The following is a 17,386-nucleotide window of genomic DNA, read 5'->3' as shown; positions in this document are numbered from 1 at the left end:
CGCCAGCGCCGACACCGGCCCCCACACCAGCTCCTTCGCCCGTACCTGCGCCGGCTCCTGCACCGGCACCAACACCGGCCCCCTCACCTGCACCTTCGCCGACGCCAGGGCGGGTCAAGCCTGACCCCTTGCCACCAGCTGTGCCGCCCAGCGTGCCCAGCGCCATCGCGGCCCATGTGCCCAGCCCGGGGCAGAGCGCCAACATCAGCCTCAATGACTTGTCGGCCTTCAATCCCTGCCCGACCAACAACTGCTGGTATTCAGGCTCCACCAAGCAGGCCGCAGGCTGGCGCAACTGGACCGGCGCGGCCTTCGCGCCGGGGTACTCGCCCCATGGCGCGCTGATCTTCTACGGCGGTGGGCATGGCGGCGGCAATGACAGCGGTCTGTACCTGTTCGACTTTACGACGGGCAAATGGTCGCGCGTCGGCCCACCCACCCCGCCCGACAACTATCTTGGCGCCGATGAGATGTCCGGATTGGATCAGCAGTTCTATGACTATCTCTATCAAGGCAGCTACATCGTCCCCGGGCTGCACACCTACAACTACCCGGCCTACGTGCCGCCGGGGGTGTCCGGAAGCGGTTCGAAGGGATCCTGGGTGCTGCCGCAACTGATCGGTGGCCCGGCCTCGGGCGCAAAGCCGCATGCTGTGGATCTGGCCAGCGGCGTCTGGTCACGCTTTGCCACCGGCGCAGGCATCAGTGGTCAGTCCCCCTATGCCGGCAGCATCGAGGACACGCGACGCCAGCACCTGTGGTGGGCCGCCATGGAGCAGCCGACGATGAACATGCTGGACTGGACGCAGCCGCATCCGCGCACGATCCAGTCCTTCCCGATGCAGCCGAGCGGCAGCGTCTATGCCTTTGGCGGCTATTACGCGCGCCACGTCTACGTGGCCGAGACCGACATGGCCGTCGGCTTCTGGTGTCAGTACGGCCAGACGGCGGTGCTGGGCGAAGTGCTGGACTTCAGCAGCGGCCGTCCAGTGCGCATGGCTGGCAACCGCTGGCCGGCCATGACGGTGCGTGGTGCAGGCTTCGGCGTGGACTGGTGCGGCCCCACGCAGGCTTTCTACATTTATGAAGGCTACGGCGCGAATCGCGTGCTCAAGCTCACCCCCAGCAGTCTTGAGTTTCATGAATGCAGCTGGACCTGGACCGAAGAGCCCTTCACGAATGCTGCCTGGGAGACCCCGCCACCGGGTGACGACCGCGGCGGCGCCCAGGCGTTTTCACGCTGGCGCTATATCCCCTGGCTCCGCTGCTTCGCCTGGTGCGATGGGCCGGGCTACAAGGCCTTGTGCGCCGATGGCATGGTCCATGATGGCGTGATGCAGCTGTGGCGGCCGCTGGGAACCTGACGATGGCGAAGATGAGAGAGATGCGGTCCGGCCGGCGCGACTTCTTGCGGCTGATGTCCGGCAGCCTGGGGGCTGCCACACTGAGTGCCTGTGGCGGCGGTGGGGGAGGAACTACCCCCGCTCCTGCGCCAACGCCGGCCCCGAGCCCTGCGCCGGTGCCGGCTCCTGCTCCTGCTCCTGCTCCTGCTCCATCGCCGGCGCCTGTACCCGCCCCATCGCCAGCGCCCAGCCCAGCGCCTGCTCCTTCGCCGGCCGGCGCCATGCAGTTCAGTCTGCTGGCTCCGAGCACCGGCACCCATGCTTTCACGCTCGGATTCGCCTTCCGCCAGGGCGACGTGCCGGCCGACCAGGTGCCGGTATTGTCGATCGCTCAGAGCCAGTGCGTGGTCAAGAACCGCTGGCCGGACGGTAGTGCCAAGTTCGCTGTCGTGTCGGGACACTGCAGCCTGCAGGCCAACCAGGCGTCGACGCTGAGCTTCACGGCCCAGAGGCCTTCGGCGCCGGCTGCCGAGCTGGGGCTGGCCGAACTCAAGGCCACAGGTCTGAGCGCCAGCATCGACGCCGGCAGCCTCGGCGCTGCCGCCTGGTCGGGCAGCGACTGGGACAGCCCCTTCCTCGCCTGGGTGGCGGGGCCCGAGATGTCGTCCTGGATCTACCGCAGGCCGGTGGGCAGCGATCCCCACCTGGTGGCCTGGCTGGAAGTGCGGCTGTATGCAGGTGGCGCCGTGGAGGTCCTGCCCTGGATAGAGAACGGCTACATCCGCGTGGCTGGTGCGACCAACAAGAGTGCCAGCTACCGCTTCAGCCTGGGTGGCAACAGTCGCTTCAGCCGTAGCATCGATCTACCCCACCATTGCCGCACGCCTTTGCTCGACGGCGCGGGACTTGCCCACTGGCTGGGCAACGATCCGCAACTGAGCGTGCGCCACGAGCCAATGTATTTGCAGTCGACGCGCCTGGTGCCCAGCTACTCGGCCACCGTACCGGCCACGGCCGCTGCCGTGAGTCGCGTGCCTGCGACGTTCACGCCCTTGCAGCTGGGGGGCTTCACGGCCGGCATGAGTACGGCAGGCTACCAGCCCACCATTGGCGTGCTGCCCGAATGGGATGTGCTCTACCTTTGCAGCGATGCGGCAGGGCTCTGGGCCGGTCTTCAGCGCAATGGTTACAGCGCCGGCCGCTGGGGCATCCACTACCGCGACGAGAAGACCAACCGGCCGCTGCTGTTCAGCAGCTACCCGAAGACCAGCCTCAACGCTTCGACGACGGACGATCACCCGGTCGCCGGCAGCGGCACAGCCGCTCCTGCCTGGGCGATCTCGCACCATCCATCGGTCGGCTTCATGGCCTACCTGGTCAGCGGGCGCTGGTTCTTCATGGAGCAACTGCAGTTCGCGGCCACCTACAACTACCTGAGCAATGTGGATGGCGGCCCCTACCCGAACCGCAACGGCAGCGCCGGTCTGTTCAGGTCGAATGCAGGCGCCAACACTGTGCGCGGAGCCGCCTGGGCGGTGCGCACGCTGGCCCAGGCGGCCAGCCTGACGCCTGATGCCGACACCGCGCTGCGAGCTGAGTTCATCCGTTCGCTGGAAGCCAACATCGACTTCAACCACGCCACTTTCGTGGCCCAGGCGAACCACCCGTTTGGCATCGTCACGCCCTATGGCGACGCCTATGGAACGGCTACCGATGGCAAGGTCACCGATGCGGGCTGGATGCAGGATTTCTATACCGCGGCATACGGCTACGCGCTGGCGATGGCTCCTTCGATCAGCGAGGCGGCGCGCGCGCGGCTCGGTGAGTTTTTCGCCTGGAAGGCGCGCAGCATCGTCGGCCGCTTCGGAGGTGCCGGCGCGAGCGAGTGGCTGTACCGCGATGCGGGTGTCTACAACATGGTGGTGGCGCTGACCGACCTGCCCGACTGGGATGGCGGCAAGGGCCCCTGGCCTGCCAGCATGGGGGCGCTGTACGACGCCACCTTCAGCGCCGGCCTGCCGGGCCCGCGCAGCGCGGGCGATCTGCGTGGCGGCAACTTCCCCGAGTCCACCAGCTACTGGGGCAATCTGCAACCGGCCCTGGCCTATGCTGTGGAGCATGGCTCCTCTGGCGCGCAGGCGGCCTACGACCGCATGCGTGCGGCCTCGAACTGGGGGCAGATCGTGACGGACTTCAACGCCAACCCGGTGTGGTCCGTGCGCCCTCGGCGCTGAGCCGAGAGCATGAAACGTAAAAAGGCCATGCAGAGCACGGCCTTTTCGTCATTGCGGCAAGTGCCGCGGCATCACTTGATCGACAGCACCCAGGTGGCCAACTGCTTGGCTTCGGCCTCGGTGACTTGTGCGTTCGGAGGCATGCCCATGGGGCCGCCGAAGACGATCTTGCCGGGCACGCTGCCCTTGACGATGCGCTCGGCCAGGTAGGTCACAGCATCTTTCTGCCCCTTGTACTTGGCGGCCACTTCCTTGTAGGCAGGGCCGACCACCTTCTTGTCGACCTGGTGGCAGCTCATGCAATTCTTCTTCTGCGCCAGTTCGGCATTGGCGAAGGCGGCAGGAGCGGCCAGCAGGGCGGCGCTCAGGGCAATCAGGGTGGACAGGGACTTCATGATTTCCTTTCGAAGGAGGGAGATCGTTCTGGACTACAGTCAGGCCAGCGCAGTTTCTGCGGATGATTGTATGCATGCCCGGCCCCCTTGCCGAGCATGGCAACACAGGACGGAAGCCATGTTTTTTATCATCATCGGTGTGCTGGGCCTCGCGCTCAAGCTGATCGGCTTCGGGCCGGTCGAAAACCTGAGCTGGCTCTGGGTCTTGTCGCCCTTTGGCATGGCAGTTGTCTGGTGGGCCTGGTCCGACAGCAGCGGCCGCACCACGCGGCTGGCCATGGACAGGCTGGACCAGCGCAAGGAAGCCCGCCGCCAGAAGCAGATGGCGGCACTGGGCCGCGATGACAACTCGCGGCGCCGGTAGCCAGGGCGCCTTGCCCTCTTGCTTGCTGACTTACTCGAAACGGTCCAGCACCGCGCCAGAACTGGCGCTGGAAGCATTCTTGGCGAACTTGGCCAAGACGCCGCGCGTGTAACGCGGCGCCGGCTTGACCCAGGCGCTGCGCCGTTTGGCAATCTCCTCGTCGCTGACATTCAGCTGCAGCAGCAATTGATGCGCATCGATGGTGATCGAGTCGCCTTCCTGCACCAGGGCAATGGTGCCGCCCTCATAAGCTTCGGGCGCGACATGGCCGACCACCATGCCCCAGGTGCCGCCCGAGAAGCGGCCGTCGGTGATCAGGCCCACGCTCTCGCCCAGGCCCTGGCCTATCAGTGCGCCGGTGGGCGCCAGCATCTCGGGCATGCCCGGTCCACCCTTGGGGCCGAGATAGCGCAGCACCATGATGTCGCCGGCTTTGATCTGCTTGGCCATGATGGCGGCCAGGGCCGATTGCTCGTCTTCGAACACGCGGGCCGGGCCGGTCATCACCGGACTCATCAGGCCGGTGATCTTGGCCACGCAGCCTTCCGGTGAGAGATTGCCGCGCAGGATGGCCAGATGGCCCTGCGCATAGATGGCCTTCTCGACGGCACGGATCACGTCCTGCTCGGCGCTCAGGTCGGGCACGCTGGCCAGGTTCTCGGCCACGGTCTTGCCGGTGATGGTGATGCAGTCGCCATGCAAGAGGCCGTGCTTGAGCAGTTCCTTCATCACTGCCGGCACGCCGCCGGCCTTGTGCAGGTCCACGGCCAGGTACTTGCCGCTGGGCTTCAGGTCGCACAGCACCGGAATCTTCTTGCGCATGCGCTCGAAGTCGTCGATGGTCCAGTCGACTTCGGCCGCGTGCGCAATGGCCAGGAAATGCAGCACGGCGTTGGTAGAGCCGCCGGTGGCCATGATGACCGCCACGGCGTTCTCGATGGCCTTCTTGGTGACGATGTCGCGTGGCTTCAGGTCGGCCTTGACCGCCGCGACCAGGACCTCGGCCGCGCGCTTGGTGTTCTCGACCACCTCGTTCTCGACGTTGGACATCGAGGAGGAGTAGGGCAGACTCATGCCCAGGGCCTCGAAGGCCGAGCTCATGGTGTTGGCCGTGTACATGCCGCCGCAGGAACCGCTGCCGGGAATGGCGCGCTTCTCGATCTGGCAGAAGTCCTCTTCGCTCATCTTGCCGGCCGAGAACTGGCCCACGGCCTCGAACACGCTGACGATGTTCAGGTCCTGGCCCTTGTAGTGGCCGGGCTTGATCGTGCCGCCATAGATGTAGATGGCCGGCACATTGGCGCGCAGCATGCCCATCATGCCGCCGGGCATGTTCTTGTCGCAGCCGCCGATCACCATCACGCCGTCCAGCCACTGGCCGCCGACGCAGGTTTCCACGCAATCTGAAATCACCTCGCGCGACACCAGGCTGTACTTCATGCCCTCCGTGCCCATGGCCATGCCGTCGGAGATGGTCGGCGTGCCGAACAGCTGGGCATTGGCGCCGGCGGCCTTCAGGCCGATGACGGCCGCATCTGCGAGCTTTTGCAGGCCGGAGTTGCAGGGCGTGATCGTGGAGTGGCCATTGGCGATGCCGATCATCGGCTTGCCGAAGTCGCCTTCCTCATAGCCCATGCCGTAGTACATGGAGCGGTTCGGGGCGCGGGCAACGCCTTCGGTGATGTTCTTGGAACGGCGGTTGAAGCTCATGGTTCAGGCTGGATGGCTGGCTGGGATCGGCGCAGTATGAAGCGGTGGAGTTTGCTGATCAAATATATTCTTTCGCCTAGATTGATACGTTTGGAGAATCAATGAGCATCGAGCTGCGAAGCCTGCGCCAGTTCATCGCCGTGGCGGAGGAGCTGCATTTCGGCCGTGCCGCCACCCGGCTGCACATGACGCAGCCGCCGCTGACGATGGCGATCCGCAAGTTGGAGGCGGAGCTTGGCGCCACGTTGTTCGAGCGCAGCAGCCGTTCCGTGCAGCTGACGCCGGCGGGCGCTGCGCTCCTGCAGCCAGCCCAGCGCCTGCTCGCCGAGGCGCAGGCGCTCGCGCCGCTGGTGCAGGCTGCGGCGCAGGGCCAGCGCGGCCGGGTGCGCCTGGGGTTTGTCTCGACGGTGGGCTACGGCGACCTGCCGCGGTGGCTGCGCGCCTTTCGCGAACAGCATCCCGACATCGAGTTGAGCCTGCGCGAGGCCACGCTGGACGTGCAACTGCGGGAGTTCGCTTCCGGCGACCTCGATGCCGGCTTCATCATCCACGCGCCAGGCGCTCTGCCGGCAGGCTTCGAGGCGCTGACCGTGGCGCGCGAGCCGCTGGTGCTGGCGATGAGCGCCGAAGAGGCCCTGGCCGGCCGAGCCCGCCTCTCGGCCAAGGAGGTGCTGGCCCTGGCGCTCGTGATCTTCCCGCGCGAAATCGCGCCGTCCCTGTTTGACGCGGTGCTCGCTTTCTACCGCGACCATGGCGCCACGCCGCGCATCGTGCAGGAGGCGATCCAGATGCAGACCATCGTCAACCTGGTGTCGGCCGACATCGGCGTGGCCTGGGTGCCGGAAGGGCTGATGGAGCTGCAGCGCAGCGGCGTCGTGTACAAACGCGTCCGCGACGCGGCACCGGTGTGCGAGACCAGCTTGATCTGGCGGCCCGATGCGGCGCCGGCGGTGCAGCGCTTCGTTGCGCATGCAAAAGCGCAGTTGAAGCAGCACCGACAAGTGTCCAAAGTCAGTCGAGGGGCTCGGTGAATTCCCGGGTAACGGCAATGGGCGAGGGCCGTTGAGAGACGGCAGGAAATCATCTCTGGAGGAGAAACAATTGACCACCAAAAAAACGCATCGGATCACCGCGCTGGCAGCGCTGCTGGGCCTGGCCATGGGGACTGCCCATGCGCAGTTCAAGGACGCGCAATTGCAGGCACTGGTCGACTCGGGCAAGACCATCGAGCTGGAGCGGGTGGCGCAGGCACGGCTGTCTGCCAAGGCCGATGATGCCGAGGCGGCGGCCGCTCTGGGCATCATTGCCATGGGCTCGGGCGAGGAAAAGAAGATCGACGCCGCCGCCTCCCGCCTGGAGCATTGCACCGGCAAGCAGTCGCCGACGGCGCTGTGCCACTATGTGCTGGGCTCGCTTTCGGGCATGCAGGCGATGAATGCCAGCGTCTTTCGCATGCCAACGCTCGCCGGCAAGTCGCGCGACAACCTGAGGCGGGCCGTGGAGCTCGATCCGCAGCTCTATGAGGCGCGCGAATCGCTCTTGCAGTACTACGTGATGGCGCCGGGCATCGTCGGCGGCGGTGCGGACAAGGCGCAGGCGCTGATCGCCGAGTCTGAAAAGATCAATGCCGAGCATGGCAAGCTGCTGCGCGCCAAGATGGCGTCTGCCGAGAAGCAATGGGCCGTGGCCGAGCGCGAGCTGGCTGCGGTCAAGCCGGGCGAGAACAAGGAACTGCGCGCAACCCTGCGCAAGTCCTGGAGCCAGCTGGGCGCTTCGCAGATGGCGGCCAAGCAGCACGATGCGGCCAAGGGCGTGTTCGAGCGCGTGCAGCGCGACTTTCCGGAGCACGCAGCCGGCAGCTACGGACTGGCCCGGGTGCTGACCGAGTTGAACAAGCCCGACGAGGCGGTGGCGCTGCTGGAGCGCGCCCGCAGCCTGGAAGGCAGCGCGGGCTATCCGATCGACTACCGCCTGGGCTTGGCATGGCTGGCCAAGGGCGACAAGGCGCAGGCCAAGGCCGCGCTGCAGCGCTATGTGGGAGACAAGGGCGCCAACCTGCGCAACCTCGAAGACGCCCGCAAGCGCCTGGCCGAGCTGGGCTGACGCGTTGGTCGGGCCGGCATGGTCGGGTCTTGACGGGCGGGGCGCAGCCGTCGGGGCGCGCTGGCTATGATGCGCGCCTTGACCCGACCCTGATTCCCCATGCCGCTGGTTCATCCGCAGTTCAACCCGATCGCCCTGCAGCTGGGGCCCTTGGCCATCCACTGGTATGGCCTGACCTATCTGGCTGCCTTCGGCCTGTTTCTCTGGCTGGCCAACCGCCAGGTGGCCAAGCCCTGGAACGCCGCAGCCGGCTGGTCGCGCCGCGATGTGGATGACCTGCTGTTCTTCGGCGTGCTGGGCGTTGTGCTGGGCGGCCGCCTGGGCTATGTGCTGTTCTACAAGCCGGACTTCTATCTGGTGCATCCGCTGGACGCGCTCAAGGTCTGGGAGGGCGGCATGTCCTTCCACGGCGGCCTGCTGGGCGTGATCCTGGCCATGGCCCTGTTTGCCCGCCTGCGCGGCAGGAAATTCTTCGAGGTGACCGACCTGATCGCGCCCTGCGTGCCCACGGGTCTGGGAGCCGGCCGCATCGGCAATTTCATCAACGGCGAACTCTGGGGTCGTCCGGCGAGTGCGGACCTGCCCTGGGCCATGGTGTTCCCGCAAGCGCATGAGGCGGTGCCGGTGCCACGTCACCCTTCGCAGCTCTACCAGTTCATCGGCGAGGGTGTGCTGCTGTTCCTGCTCCTGTGGTTCTATGCCCGCGCGCCGCGGCGCACCGGCCAGGTGTCCGGGCTGTTCCTGATCGGCTACGGCCTGGTGCGCCTGGTCACCGAATTCTTCCGCGAGCCCGATTCCTTCCTCGGCTACCGCGCCCTGAACCTGAGCCAGGGCCAGTGGTTGTCGTTGCCCATGGTTCTGGCCGGCATCGCGATCTGGCTCTGGGCCTCACGCAAGAAGGTGGATTGAGCCATGCGCCAGATCTTTTTCGATACCGAAACCACCGGCCTCTATGCCGAGGGTGGTGACCGCGTCATCGAAGTCGGTTGCGTGGAGATGGTCAATCGCCAGCTCACCGGCAACAACCTTCACCTCTACATCAACCCCGAGCGGGCCAGCCATGAAGAGGCCTTGAAGGTCCACGGCCTGACCGAAGAGTTCTTGTCGGACAAGCCCAAGTTCGCTGAGATCGCCGAGCAGCTGCTGGCCTTCCTGGCCGGCGCCGAGCTGGTGATCCACAACGCGCCCTTCGACATCGGCTTCATCAATGCGGAGCTGAAGCGGTTGAAGAAGCCGCCGATCACCGACATCGTGGGCGGCGTGCGCGACACGCTCTTGATGGCGCGCGACATGTACCCGGGCAAGGCCAACTCGCTCGACGCGCTGTGTCGCCGCCTGGAAGTGGACAACAGCAAGCGCGAGCTGCACGGCGCCTTGCTGGACGCGGAGCTGCTGGCCGATGTCTACATCCGCCTGACCCGCGGCCAGGATGCGCTGCTGATGGACGAATCGGGCGAGGTTGGTTCGGCCAGCAAGGAAGTCGGCAGCGTCGCCATCGATTTCAGCCGTTTCCAGCTGCCGGTGCTGCAAGCCTCGGCAGACGAGTTGGCGGCGCATGAAGCGGTGCTCGCCGACCTCGACAAGGCCTCGGGCGGCAAAAGAATCTGGCAGGCCGCTGGTACTTGAAAATTTCCATGGCATAATCGCGGGCTTCCCGGTTGGTAGTCGACGCAAGTTGGTTGCCGCTAGCGACAAGACCGGGCGGTTAGCTCAGCGGTAGAGCACTGCCTTCACACGGCAGGGGTCGCAGGTTCGAACCCTGCACCGCCCACCAGAATTCAAGAGGCCGGCAATCGTATCGGCCTCACCAGTTCTGAATTTTGTCGCACGGTCCCGGTACCCAATACCGGGCGGTTAGCTCAGCGGTAGAGCACTGCCTTCACACGGCAGGGGTCGCAGGTTCGAACCCTGCACCGCCCACCAAGCCTTTGAAGCGCCCCGACGGTCTCGACCGCCGGGGCGTTTTTCATTGCGCATTTCCCTTTTCCCAGTTTGCGCGAGTAAACCCTAGTCGTCAGGAACTTCACTAAAAGCAAATATTCGGGCATAGTGATATTTGCATGACGAACAAGCAGGCCATTCCGAGTGAAGCCGTCTTCCTGGCGGCGGCGGACCTGTTCGGCTTGCTGTCCAACCCCTGCCGGGTGCGCATCGTGTACGAGCTCTGCCACAGCGAGCTCAACGTCGGTGACCTGCTGGGACGGGTCGGGGGTAGCCAGCCGAACCTCAGTCACCACCTCGGGGCCCTGTACCGGGCGGGTGTGCTGGGCAGGCGACGTGACGGCGCCCGTTCGTTCTATTCGTTGGTGCCGGGCAAGATGGACCTGCTCTGCGGCGCGTTGACAGGGGGCGTTGGCCCTTGTGGTGATGGTTTGAGGGCGACTCGCGGTCTGGCGGCCCTCGGCATGGAAGGAGACAGTCAGTGAGCACAGACGACAAATCCGGCGCGGCGACGCCGGGGCGGCTGATCAAGGCGCCGGAAAACTTCCTCGACCGGGACGGTATCCGTCAGGTCTTTGCCGAGGCCAAGGCCGGGCGGCGCGGATTCATCCGCAGCGCCTTTGCCGCCGCGGGCGCGGCTGCGGCGGCGCCGTTGGCGCTGGCGCAAGGCCCGGTGGGCGAGGGTGACCCCAACATTCTCCAACTGCCCGAGCACAGCAAGGGCCTGGGTCAGCCGGTCGTGACCGACGGCTACGGCAAGCCCTCCAAGTACGAGGCCAACGTGCAGCGGCGCCAGAGCCCGGGCCTCACGCAGACGGCCCAAGCCTCGGTGTCTTTCGCACCGCTGCAGTCGCTGTTCGGCATCGTGACTCCGAGCGGCCTGCATTTCGAGCGCCATCACCAGGGCTGGTGGGACATCGACCCGAGCAAGCACCGCCTGATGATCAATGGCTCCGAGCCGGCCCTGCTGAAGAAGTCCATGGTCTTCACCATGGACGAGTTGATGCGCCTGCCCTCGGTGTCGCGCTTCCACTTCATCGAGTGCGGTGCCAACACCGGCATGGAATGGGGCAATGTGGCCGTGCCGACCGTGCAGTACTCGCACGGCATGCTCAGTTGCAGTGAGTTCACCGGTGTGCCGTTGCGGGTGCTGCTCGACCTGGCTGGGGTGGACTACAAGAAGGCGCGCTACGTGCTCGCTGAAGGAGCTGACGGCTCCTCGATGACGCGCACCATCCCGATGGAGCTGGTCGAGAGCGGCGAAGTGTTCGTCGCCTACGGCCAGAATGGCGAGATGCTGCGCCCTGAGCAAGGCTACCCGCTCCGACTCGTGGTGCCGGGCGTGCAGGGCGTCAGCTGGGTGAAGTACCTGCGGCGCATCGAGGTGGGCGACAAGCCCTATGCCGCCAAGGACGAGGCGGTGCACTACATCGACCTGCTGCCGAGCGGCCAGCATCGCCAATACAGCAGCACCCAGGAGTGCAAGAGCGTGGTCACCACGCCTTCAGGTGGCCAGGTGCTCCTCGACAAGGGCTTCTACAACATCTCCGGCCTGGCTTGGTCGGGGCGAGGCAAGGTCAAGCGTGTCGACGTTTCGGTGGACGGAGGACGCAACTGGCGTACCGCGCGCCTCGAGGGGCCGGTCATGAGCAAGTGCCTGACCCGCTTCAACATCGACTGGGTCTGGGACGGCAAGCCCGCCCTGATCCAGAGCCGCGCCATGGACGAAACCGGCTATGTGCAGCCGAACTACCGCCAGCTGCGCGAAGTTCGCGGCACGCGCTCGATCTATCACAACAACGCGATCCAGACCTGGCTGGTTCAGGAAGACGGCGAGGTGAAGAATGTCCAGCTCTCGTAAATTGCTCATCGCGGGCCTGCTGGGCCTGGCCCTGGCCGGCGCCGGCTTCGCACAGGCGACCCAGCAGATGCCCGGCATCGGCCGTGCCGCTACGCCGAAGGAGATCGCGGCCTGGGACATCGACGTGCGTCCGGACTTCAAGGGCCTGCCCAGGGGTTCGGGCAGCGTGGCCAGGGGCCAGGATGTCTGGGAGGGCAAGTGCGCGCACTGCCATGGCATCTTCGGCGAGAGCGGCGAGGTGTTCTCGCCGCTGGTGGGCGGCACCACGGCCGACGACATCAAGACCGGCCATGCGGCGCGCCTGAACGACCGCGGCTTTCCGGGCCGCACGACGCTGATGAAGGTCGCCACGGTCTCGACCCTGTGGGACTACATCAACCGAGCGATGCCCTGGACGGCGCCCAAGTCGCTGTCGACCGACGAGGTCTACGCCGTGACGGCCTTCCTGCTGAACCTCGGTGGTGTGGTGCCGGACGACTACGTGCTGAGCGACCGCAACATCGCCCAGGTGCAGGCCCGCATGCCCAACCGCAACGGCATGACGCTGGAGCATTCGCTTTGGCCGGGCAAGAGCCTGACCACGGGCAAGTTCAAGCCCGACGTGCAGGCCCAGACCTGCATGAAGGATTGCCCCTCCGAGGCCCAGGTGGCGTCGGCGCTGCCCGACCATGCACGCAATGCGCACGGCAACCTGGCCGAGCAGAACCGGGCGGTGGGCGCGCAGCACGGTGTTGATACCACGCGAGCCGGTGGCACGCCGACGCCGCGGTCTGTGGCTGTCGCCGCGCCTGCAGCACCGGCGCCGGCCAAGGCCGGGGCGCCGATGGCGCTGCTGAACAAATACAGTTGCACCGCCTGCCATGGCATCGACAGCAAACTGGTGGGGCCGTCGTTCAAGGATGTGGCGAAGAAGTATGCTGGCCGCGCCGATGCCGACACCTATCTGGCTGGCAAGATCCGTGCTGGTGGCTCAGGCGTCTGGGGCGGCATCCCCATGCCCCCGCAGACACTGAGCGACGCGGAAGCTGCGACGATTGCGCAATGGCTCAAGGCGGGCGCGGCCCGCTGAGACCTGAGGTTCCTTAGGGGATGGCACCGATGGGCGGCCGCCATCCTTTTATTAGCATGTACCGATCAAGGAGACAGAGATGATCGCAAACCGCCGACAAGTGCTGGCCACCAGCGCCAAGGTCGCATCGCTGATGCTGGCCACCGGCCTGTTCGGGTCGCACGCCCTGGCTTCGGGCCCGGCTGCAGGCAAAGGCGCTTTCGACGCCAAGACCCTGGCCGACCTGACCAAGGCCCTGGGCCTCGGGGCCCCGACCGAGAGCAAGGATGTCACTATCACCGCGCCTGATATTGCCGAGAACGGTGCCGTGGTGCCCCTCGGCGCCGCTACCACGGTGGCCGGCGTCAAGCAGGTGATGCTGCTGGTCGAGAAGAACCCGTCCGTGCTCGCTGCGCTGTTCAATGTCTCGCCCGAAATCGAGCCGGCATTCAAGGCGCGCGTCAAGATGGGCCAGTCGTCGAACGTGATTGCCGTTGTCGTCACCGGCGACAACAAGGTCCTGTTCGCACAGAAGGAAGTCAAGGTCACGCTGGGCGGTTGTGGCGGCTGATGCCCGCACTGCCTGACGTCATTCATTCCGATACAGATTTTTAGGAGATTCCCATGGCAGATCCGATGCGCATCCGTGCCCAGGCCAGTGGCGACAAGGCCACCGTTCGCGTCCTGATGGCTCACGAGATGGAAAGCGGCCAACGCAAGGACAGCGCTGGCAAGCTGATCCCGGCCTGGTATATCAACGAGGTCAGCGCCTCGCTCAACGGCAAGGTCGTGATGACCGCCGAATGGGGCCCCTCGGTGTCCAAGAACCCGTTCCTGGAATTCGCCGTCAAGGGCGCCAAGGCCGGCGACAAGATCAGCATCTCCTGGACCGACAACAAGGGTGACAAGCGCACCGACGAGGCCGCCGTCTCTTGATGAGGGTCATCCCCGCTGCCCATCAGGCGGCGGGGCACTAGAGTTGGAACTGCAGTGGCATGACGTGACCGTACCCGAAGTCCGCACCCTGCAGTCAAGGAGACAAATCGATGAAGCGACTCACCGCGCTCCTGCTGTGCGCGCCGATGCTGATGCCGCTGCCGGGTGCAGCGCAGAAGACGGCGGCCGACGGCATTGCCGAGTACCGGGCCCTGCTGGCGGATGGCAATCCGGCCGAGCTGTTCGAAGCCAAGGGCGAGGACCTCTGGAAACGCAAGCGCGGTCCCAAGAACGCCTCGCTCCAGTCCTGCGACCTGGGCAAGGGGCCAGGCGTCGTGAAGGGTGCATTCGTAGAGTTGCCGCGTTTCTTTGCCGACACCGGCAAGGTGCAGGACCTGGAGTCGCGTCTGCTGACCTGCATGAGCAGCTTGCAGGGCCTGGATGCGGCCGCCATCGCCAAGACGCCGTTCGGCAAGGGCGAGCAGGCCAATATGGAGGCCCTGGCGGCCTGGATCTCGGCCGAATCGCGCGGAACCCGCATGAACCTGCCTCAGGGGCATGCCGAGGAGCGGCGCATGTACGAACTCGGCAAGCGGGCCTTCTTCTTCCGTGGTGGTCCGATGGACTTCTCCTGTGCGTCCTGCCACGGTGAGGACGGCAAGCGCATCCGCCTGCAGGACCTGCCCAACCTGACCAAGAACCCCGGCGACGGCGTCGGCTTTGCCGCCTGGCCAGCGTACCGCGTGTCCAGCGGTGAACTTTGGAGCATGCAGCGACGGCTCAACGACTGCTTCCGCCAGCAGCGCTTCCCGTACCCAGGCTATGCCTCCGATGTGACGATTGCGTTGGGGGTCTACATGGGTGTCAACGCCAAGGGCGCCGAATCCATCGCGCCCGCGATCAAGCGCTGAGGGAGACTGATCATGAACAAGAAAATTCTGCTGATCGGCCTGGGTGTAGCGATGGCCGCGGTCGGTTGCGCCACGCTGCCGAGCCCTGCCGAACTTGACGCCCAGGCGCTCGCGATGCTCAAGGCCTCGTTCCGCGACGAGGGCATCGCGACAGCCAAGCGCCTGGACCAGGACCTGGGCCAGAAGGCATGCTCGTCTGACCAGGCGCCGGCCGAGCCAGTAGCCAAGCAGATCGAAACCGAGGCACTCGCAACGGTCAAGTGGCCTGCCGGGGGACAGTACCTCGGCGACTGGAAGGAGGGCGAGAAGCTCGCCCAGAACGGCCGCGGCATGACCTGGACCGACAAGTCCGCGGCCCCCGAGGCCAACGGCGGCAGCTGCTACAACTGCCACCAGGTCAGCAAGGCAGAGGTGTCGTTCGGCACCATCGGCCCGAGCCTCTACAACTACGGCAAGATCCGCGGCGTCAAGGATGTGGCCGACCCGGCCTCCGCGGCCATCGTCCAGTACACCTGGGCCAAGCTGTGGAACTCCAAGGCCTACAACGCCTGCTCCAACATGCCCCGCTTCGGGCACGCGGGGCTGTTGAACGAGCAGCAACTGCGCCACGTGATGGCCCTGCTGCTCGATCCGCGCTCGCCGGTCAACCAGTAGCGCAACCGAGCCCGCCCGTCTCGCGACCGGCGGGCTTTTTTGGACCCAATACATAAGCGTTTACTTATCATGAACCTCAGCAAGCGCGAATTCCTCCAGGTGCTGTCGGCTGCCTCGGTGGCCGGCATGGGCCTGGCCCAGCACGCCGACGCCGACGCGGCCACCGCCGAGCGGGGCCTGTACGAACTGCCGCGCTTCGGCAAGGTCTCCTTCCTGCACATGACCGACTGCCATGCGCAGCTGCTGCCGATCCGCTTCCGCGAGCCCAATGTGAACCTGGGCCTGGGCTCCATGCTGGGCCGCACGCCGCACCTGGTCGGCGAGCAACTGCTCAAGGCTGCGGGCGTGCGGCCCGGTACGCCCTTGTCGCATGCCTATACCTACCTCGACTTCGAGAAGGCCTCGCGCCGCTACGGCAAGGTCGGCGGCTTCGCCCACCTTGCCACCCTGGTCAAGCGCATGAAGGCCAGCCGCCCCGGCGCGCTGCTGCTGGACGGTGGCGACACCTGGCAGGGCTCGGCCACCTCGCTGTGGACCAATGCGCAGGACATGGTCGACGCCTGCAAGCTGCTCGGTGTGGACGTGATGACCGGCCACTGGGAGTTCACCTACGGCATGGAGCGGGTCAAGGAGATCATCGACGGCGACTTCAAGGGCAAGCTCGATTTCGTGGCGCAGAACGTCAAGACCAATGACTTTGGCGACCCGGTGTTCAAGCCCTATGTGATCCGCGAGATCAACGGCGTGCCCTGCGCCATCATCGGCCAGGCCTTCCCCTACACCCCGATCGCCAACCCGCGCTACATGGTGGCCGACTGGGCCTTCGGCATCCAGGACGAGAACATGCAGGCCATGGTCGACGAGGCGCGCGGCAAGGGTGCCCAGGTCGTCGTCGTGATCTCGCACAACGGCATGGACGTGGACCTGAAGATGGCCTCGCGGGTGCGCGGCATCGACGCCATCCTGGGCGGCCACACGCACGACGGCGTGCCTTTGCCGGTGCAGGTGAAGAATGCCGGCGGCACGACCCTGGTGACCAATGCCGGCAGCAACGGCAAGTTCCTCGGCGTGCTGGACTTCGAGGTCAAGGACGGCAAGGTCAGCGACTTCCGCTACAAGCTGCTGCCGGTCTTCGCCAACATGCTCAAGGCCGACCCCGAGATGCAGGCGCTGATCGAGAAGGTCCGCAAGCCCTACGAGGCGAAGCTCAATGAGAAGCTGGCCGTGACCGACGGCCTGCTGTACCGGCGTGGCAATTTCAACGGCAGCTGGGACCAGCTGATCGTCGACGCGCTGATGGAGGTGCAGGGCGCCGACATCGCTTTCTCACCGGGCTTCCGCTGGGGCACCAGCCTGTTGTCGGGCGAGGCGATCACGCGCGAGCTGCTGATGGACCAGCTGGCCACCACCTACTCCTACGCCACTGTCACCGAGATGAGCGGCGCCATGATCAAGACGGTGCTGGAAGACGTATGCGACAACCTGTTCAATCCCGATCCGTATTACCAGCAAGGCGGTGACATGGTGCGTGTCGGCGGCCTGAGCTATGCCTGCGAGCCAGGTGCGGCCATGGGATCGCGCATCCAGGACATGCGCCTGCATGGCAAGCCGATCGAGGCCGGCAAGAACTACAAGGTGGCAGGTTGGGCGCCAGTGGCCGAAGAGGCGCGCACCATGCCCGGCACGCGCATGGTGTGGGACGTGGTCGAGCAATGGCTCAAGTCGCAAGGCCACGTGAAGGCACGCAGCATCAACACGCCGAGACTGATCGGCGTTCAGGGCAACCCGGGCCTGGTGGTATGAATCCGCTGCTCATGAGGCAGGCGGGCATGACAAGCGGGTAGGGCGCAGCAAGCGGTGCGGCGCGCGGTGCGCCGGCCACCGAC

Annotated in this window: 17 protein-coding genes and 2 tRNA genes; 17 read left to right on the top strand and 2 right to left on the bottom strand. The window is 65.9% G+C overall.

The features are described from left to right. Positions 1-128: 128 nt before the first annotated feature. Positions 129-1,364: a hypothetical protein gene (locus tag V3596_RS01040; protein ID WP_334275726.1), complete on the top strand. Its 1,236-nt coding sequence runs from the start codon at positions 129-131 to the stop codon at positions 1,362-1,364. A gap of 260 nt (positions 1,365-1,624) precedes the next feature. Next, positions 1,625-3,577 carry a hypothetical protein gene (locus V3596_RS01035; RefSeq protein ID WP_334275725.1) on the top strand — a complete coding sequence of 651 codons (1,953 nt, stop codon included), beginning with the start codon at positions 1,625-1,627 and terminating at the stop codon, positions 3,575-3,577. Positions 3,578-3,648: 71 nt separating this feature from the next. Here V3596_RS01035 and V3596_RS01030 read toward each other — a convergent pair whose 3' ends face one another. Beyond that, positions 3,649-3,972: a c-type cytochrome gene (locus tag V3596_RS01030; protein WP_334275724.1), complete on the bottom strand. Its 324-nt coding sequence runs from the start codon at positions 3,970-3,972 to the stop codon at positions 3,649-3,651. Between the two features lie 118 nt (positions 3,973-4,090). Between V3596_RS01030 and V3596_RS01025 the strand changes: the two genes are divergently transcribed. Next, positions 4,091-4,336 carry a TIGR04438 family Trp-rich protein gene (locus V3596_RS01025; RefSeq protein WP_334275723.1) on the top strand — a complete coding sequence of 82 codons (246 nt, stop codon included), beginning with the start codon at positions 4,091-4,093 and terminating at the stop codon, positions 4,334-4,336. 30 nt (positions 4,337-4,366) lie between these two features. On the opposite strand, the gene ilvD is transcribed toward V3596_RS01025, so the two are convergent. Next, the gene (ilvD, locus tag V3596_RS01020) at positions 4,367-6,046 is read right to left on the bottom strand and encodes a dihydroxy-acid dehydratase (protein ID WP_334275722.1); all 1,680 of its coding nucleotides are present in this window, start codon (positions 6,044-6,046) and stop codon (positions 4,367-4,369) included. Between the two features lie 101 nt (positions 6,047-6,147). Between ilvD and V3596_RS01015 the strand changes: the two genes are divergently transcribed. The 14 genes from V3596_RS01015 (at position 6,148) to soxB (ending at position 17,303) form a co-directional block, all read left to right on the top strand. After that, complete coding sequence (locus V3596_RS01015) at positions 6,148-7,077, top strand: LysR family transcriptional regulator (RefSeq protein ID WP_334275721.1); 930 nt, start codon at positions 6,148-6,150, stop codon at positions 7,075-7,077. A gap of 70 nt (positions 7,078-7,147) precedes the next feature. After that, on the top strand, positions 7,148-8,149 hold the full coding sequence (locus tag V3596_RS01010; protein WP_334275720.1) for a tetratricopeptide repeat protein: 1,002 nt from the start codon (positions 7,148-7,150) through the stop codon (positions 8,147-8,149). Positions 8,150-8,248: 99 nt separating this feature from the next. After that, positions 8,249-9,058 (top strand): prolipoprotein diacylglyceryl transferase, encoded by an 810-nt coding sequence (lgt, locus tag V3596_RS01005; protein WP_334275719.1) that lies wholly within the window; start codon positions 8,249-8,251, stop codon positions 9,056-9,058. 3 nt (positions 9,059-9,061) lie between these two features. After that, complete coding sequence (gene dnaQ, locus V3596_RS01000; protein ID WP_334275718.1) at positions 9,062-9,775, top strand: DNA polymerase III subunit epsilon; 714 nt, start codon at positions 9,062-9,064, stop codon at positions 9,773-9,775. Positions 9,776-9,848: 73 nt separating this feature from the next. Next, positions 9,849-9,923, top strand: a tRNA-Val gene (locus tag V3596_RS00995). A gap of 74 nt (positions 9,924-9,997) precedes the next feature. Further along, positions 9,998-10,072: transfer RNA gene (locus tag V3596_RS00990), tRNA-Val, on the top strand. A 137-nt stretch (positions 10,073-10,209) separates the two neighbouring features. After that, positions 10,210-10,575, top strand: coding sequence for an ArsR/SmtB family transcription factor (locus V3596_RS00985; RefSeq protein WP_334275717.1), 366 nt, complete (start codon positions 10,210-10,212; stop codon positions 10,573-10,575). After that, complete coding sequence (gene soxC, locus V3596_RS00980) at positions 10,572-11,951, top strand: sulfite dehydrogenase (protein ID WP_334275715.1); 1,380 nt, start codon at positions 10,572-10,574, stop codon at positions 11,949-11,951. The genes V3596_RS00985 and soxC overlap by 4 nt, the downstream gene beginning before the upstream one ends. Further along, a complete protein-coding gene (locus V3596_RS00975) occupies positions 11,935-13,020 on the top strand; it encodes a c-type cytochrome (RefSeq protein ID WP_334275714.1) in 1,086 nt (361 codons plus the stop codon). Before soxC ends, V3596_RS00975 begins: the two co-directional genes overlap by 17 nt. Positions 13,021-13,099: 79 nt before the next feature. Beyond that, complete coding sequence (soxY, locus tag V3596_RS00970) at positions 13,100-13,570, top strand: thiosulfate oxidation carrier protein SoxY (protein ID WP_395385858.1); 471 nt, start codon at positions 13,100-13,102, stop codon at positions 13,568-13,570. 53 nt (positions 13,571-13,623) lie between these two features. Next, positions 13,624-13,935, top strand: coding sequence for a thiosulfate oxidation carrier complex protein SoxZ (soxZ, locus tag V3596_RS00965; protein ID WP_334275713.1), 312 nt, complete (start codon positions 13,624-13,626; stop codon positions 13,933-13,935). Positions 13,936-14,045: 110 nt separating this feature from the next. Next, complete coding sequence (soxA, locus tag V3596_RS00960; RefSeq protein WP_334275712.1) at positions 14,046-14,846, top strand: sulfur oxidation c-type cytochrome SoxA; 801 nt, start codon at positions 14,046-14,048, stop codon at positions 14,844-14,846. Positions 14,847-14,858: 12 nt separating this feature from the next. Beyond that, complete coding sequence (soxX, locus tag V3596_RS00955; RefSeq protein WP_334275711.1) at positions 14,859-15,500, top strand: sulfur oxidation c-type cytochrome SoxX; 642 nt, start codon at positions 14,859-14,861, stop codon at positions 15,498-15,500. 69 nt (positions 15,501-15,569) lie between these two features. After that, a complete protein-coding gene (gene soxB, locus V3596_RS00950) occupies positions 15,570-17,303 on the top strand; it encodes a thiosulfohydrolase SoxB (protein WP_334275710.1) in 1,734 nt (577 codons plus the stop codon). Positions 17,304-17,386: the final 83 nt, after the last annotated feature.

It is taken from the genome of Roseateles microcysteis (genome assembly GCF_036880965.1).
Taxonomy (GTDB): Bacteria; Pseudomonadota; Gammaproteobacteria; order Burkholderiales; family Burkholderiaceae_C; genus JAUASW01.
The sequence above is the reverse complement of the archived record's forward strand: the minus strand, read 5'-3'. Positions and strand labels throughout refer to the sequence as shown.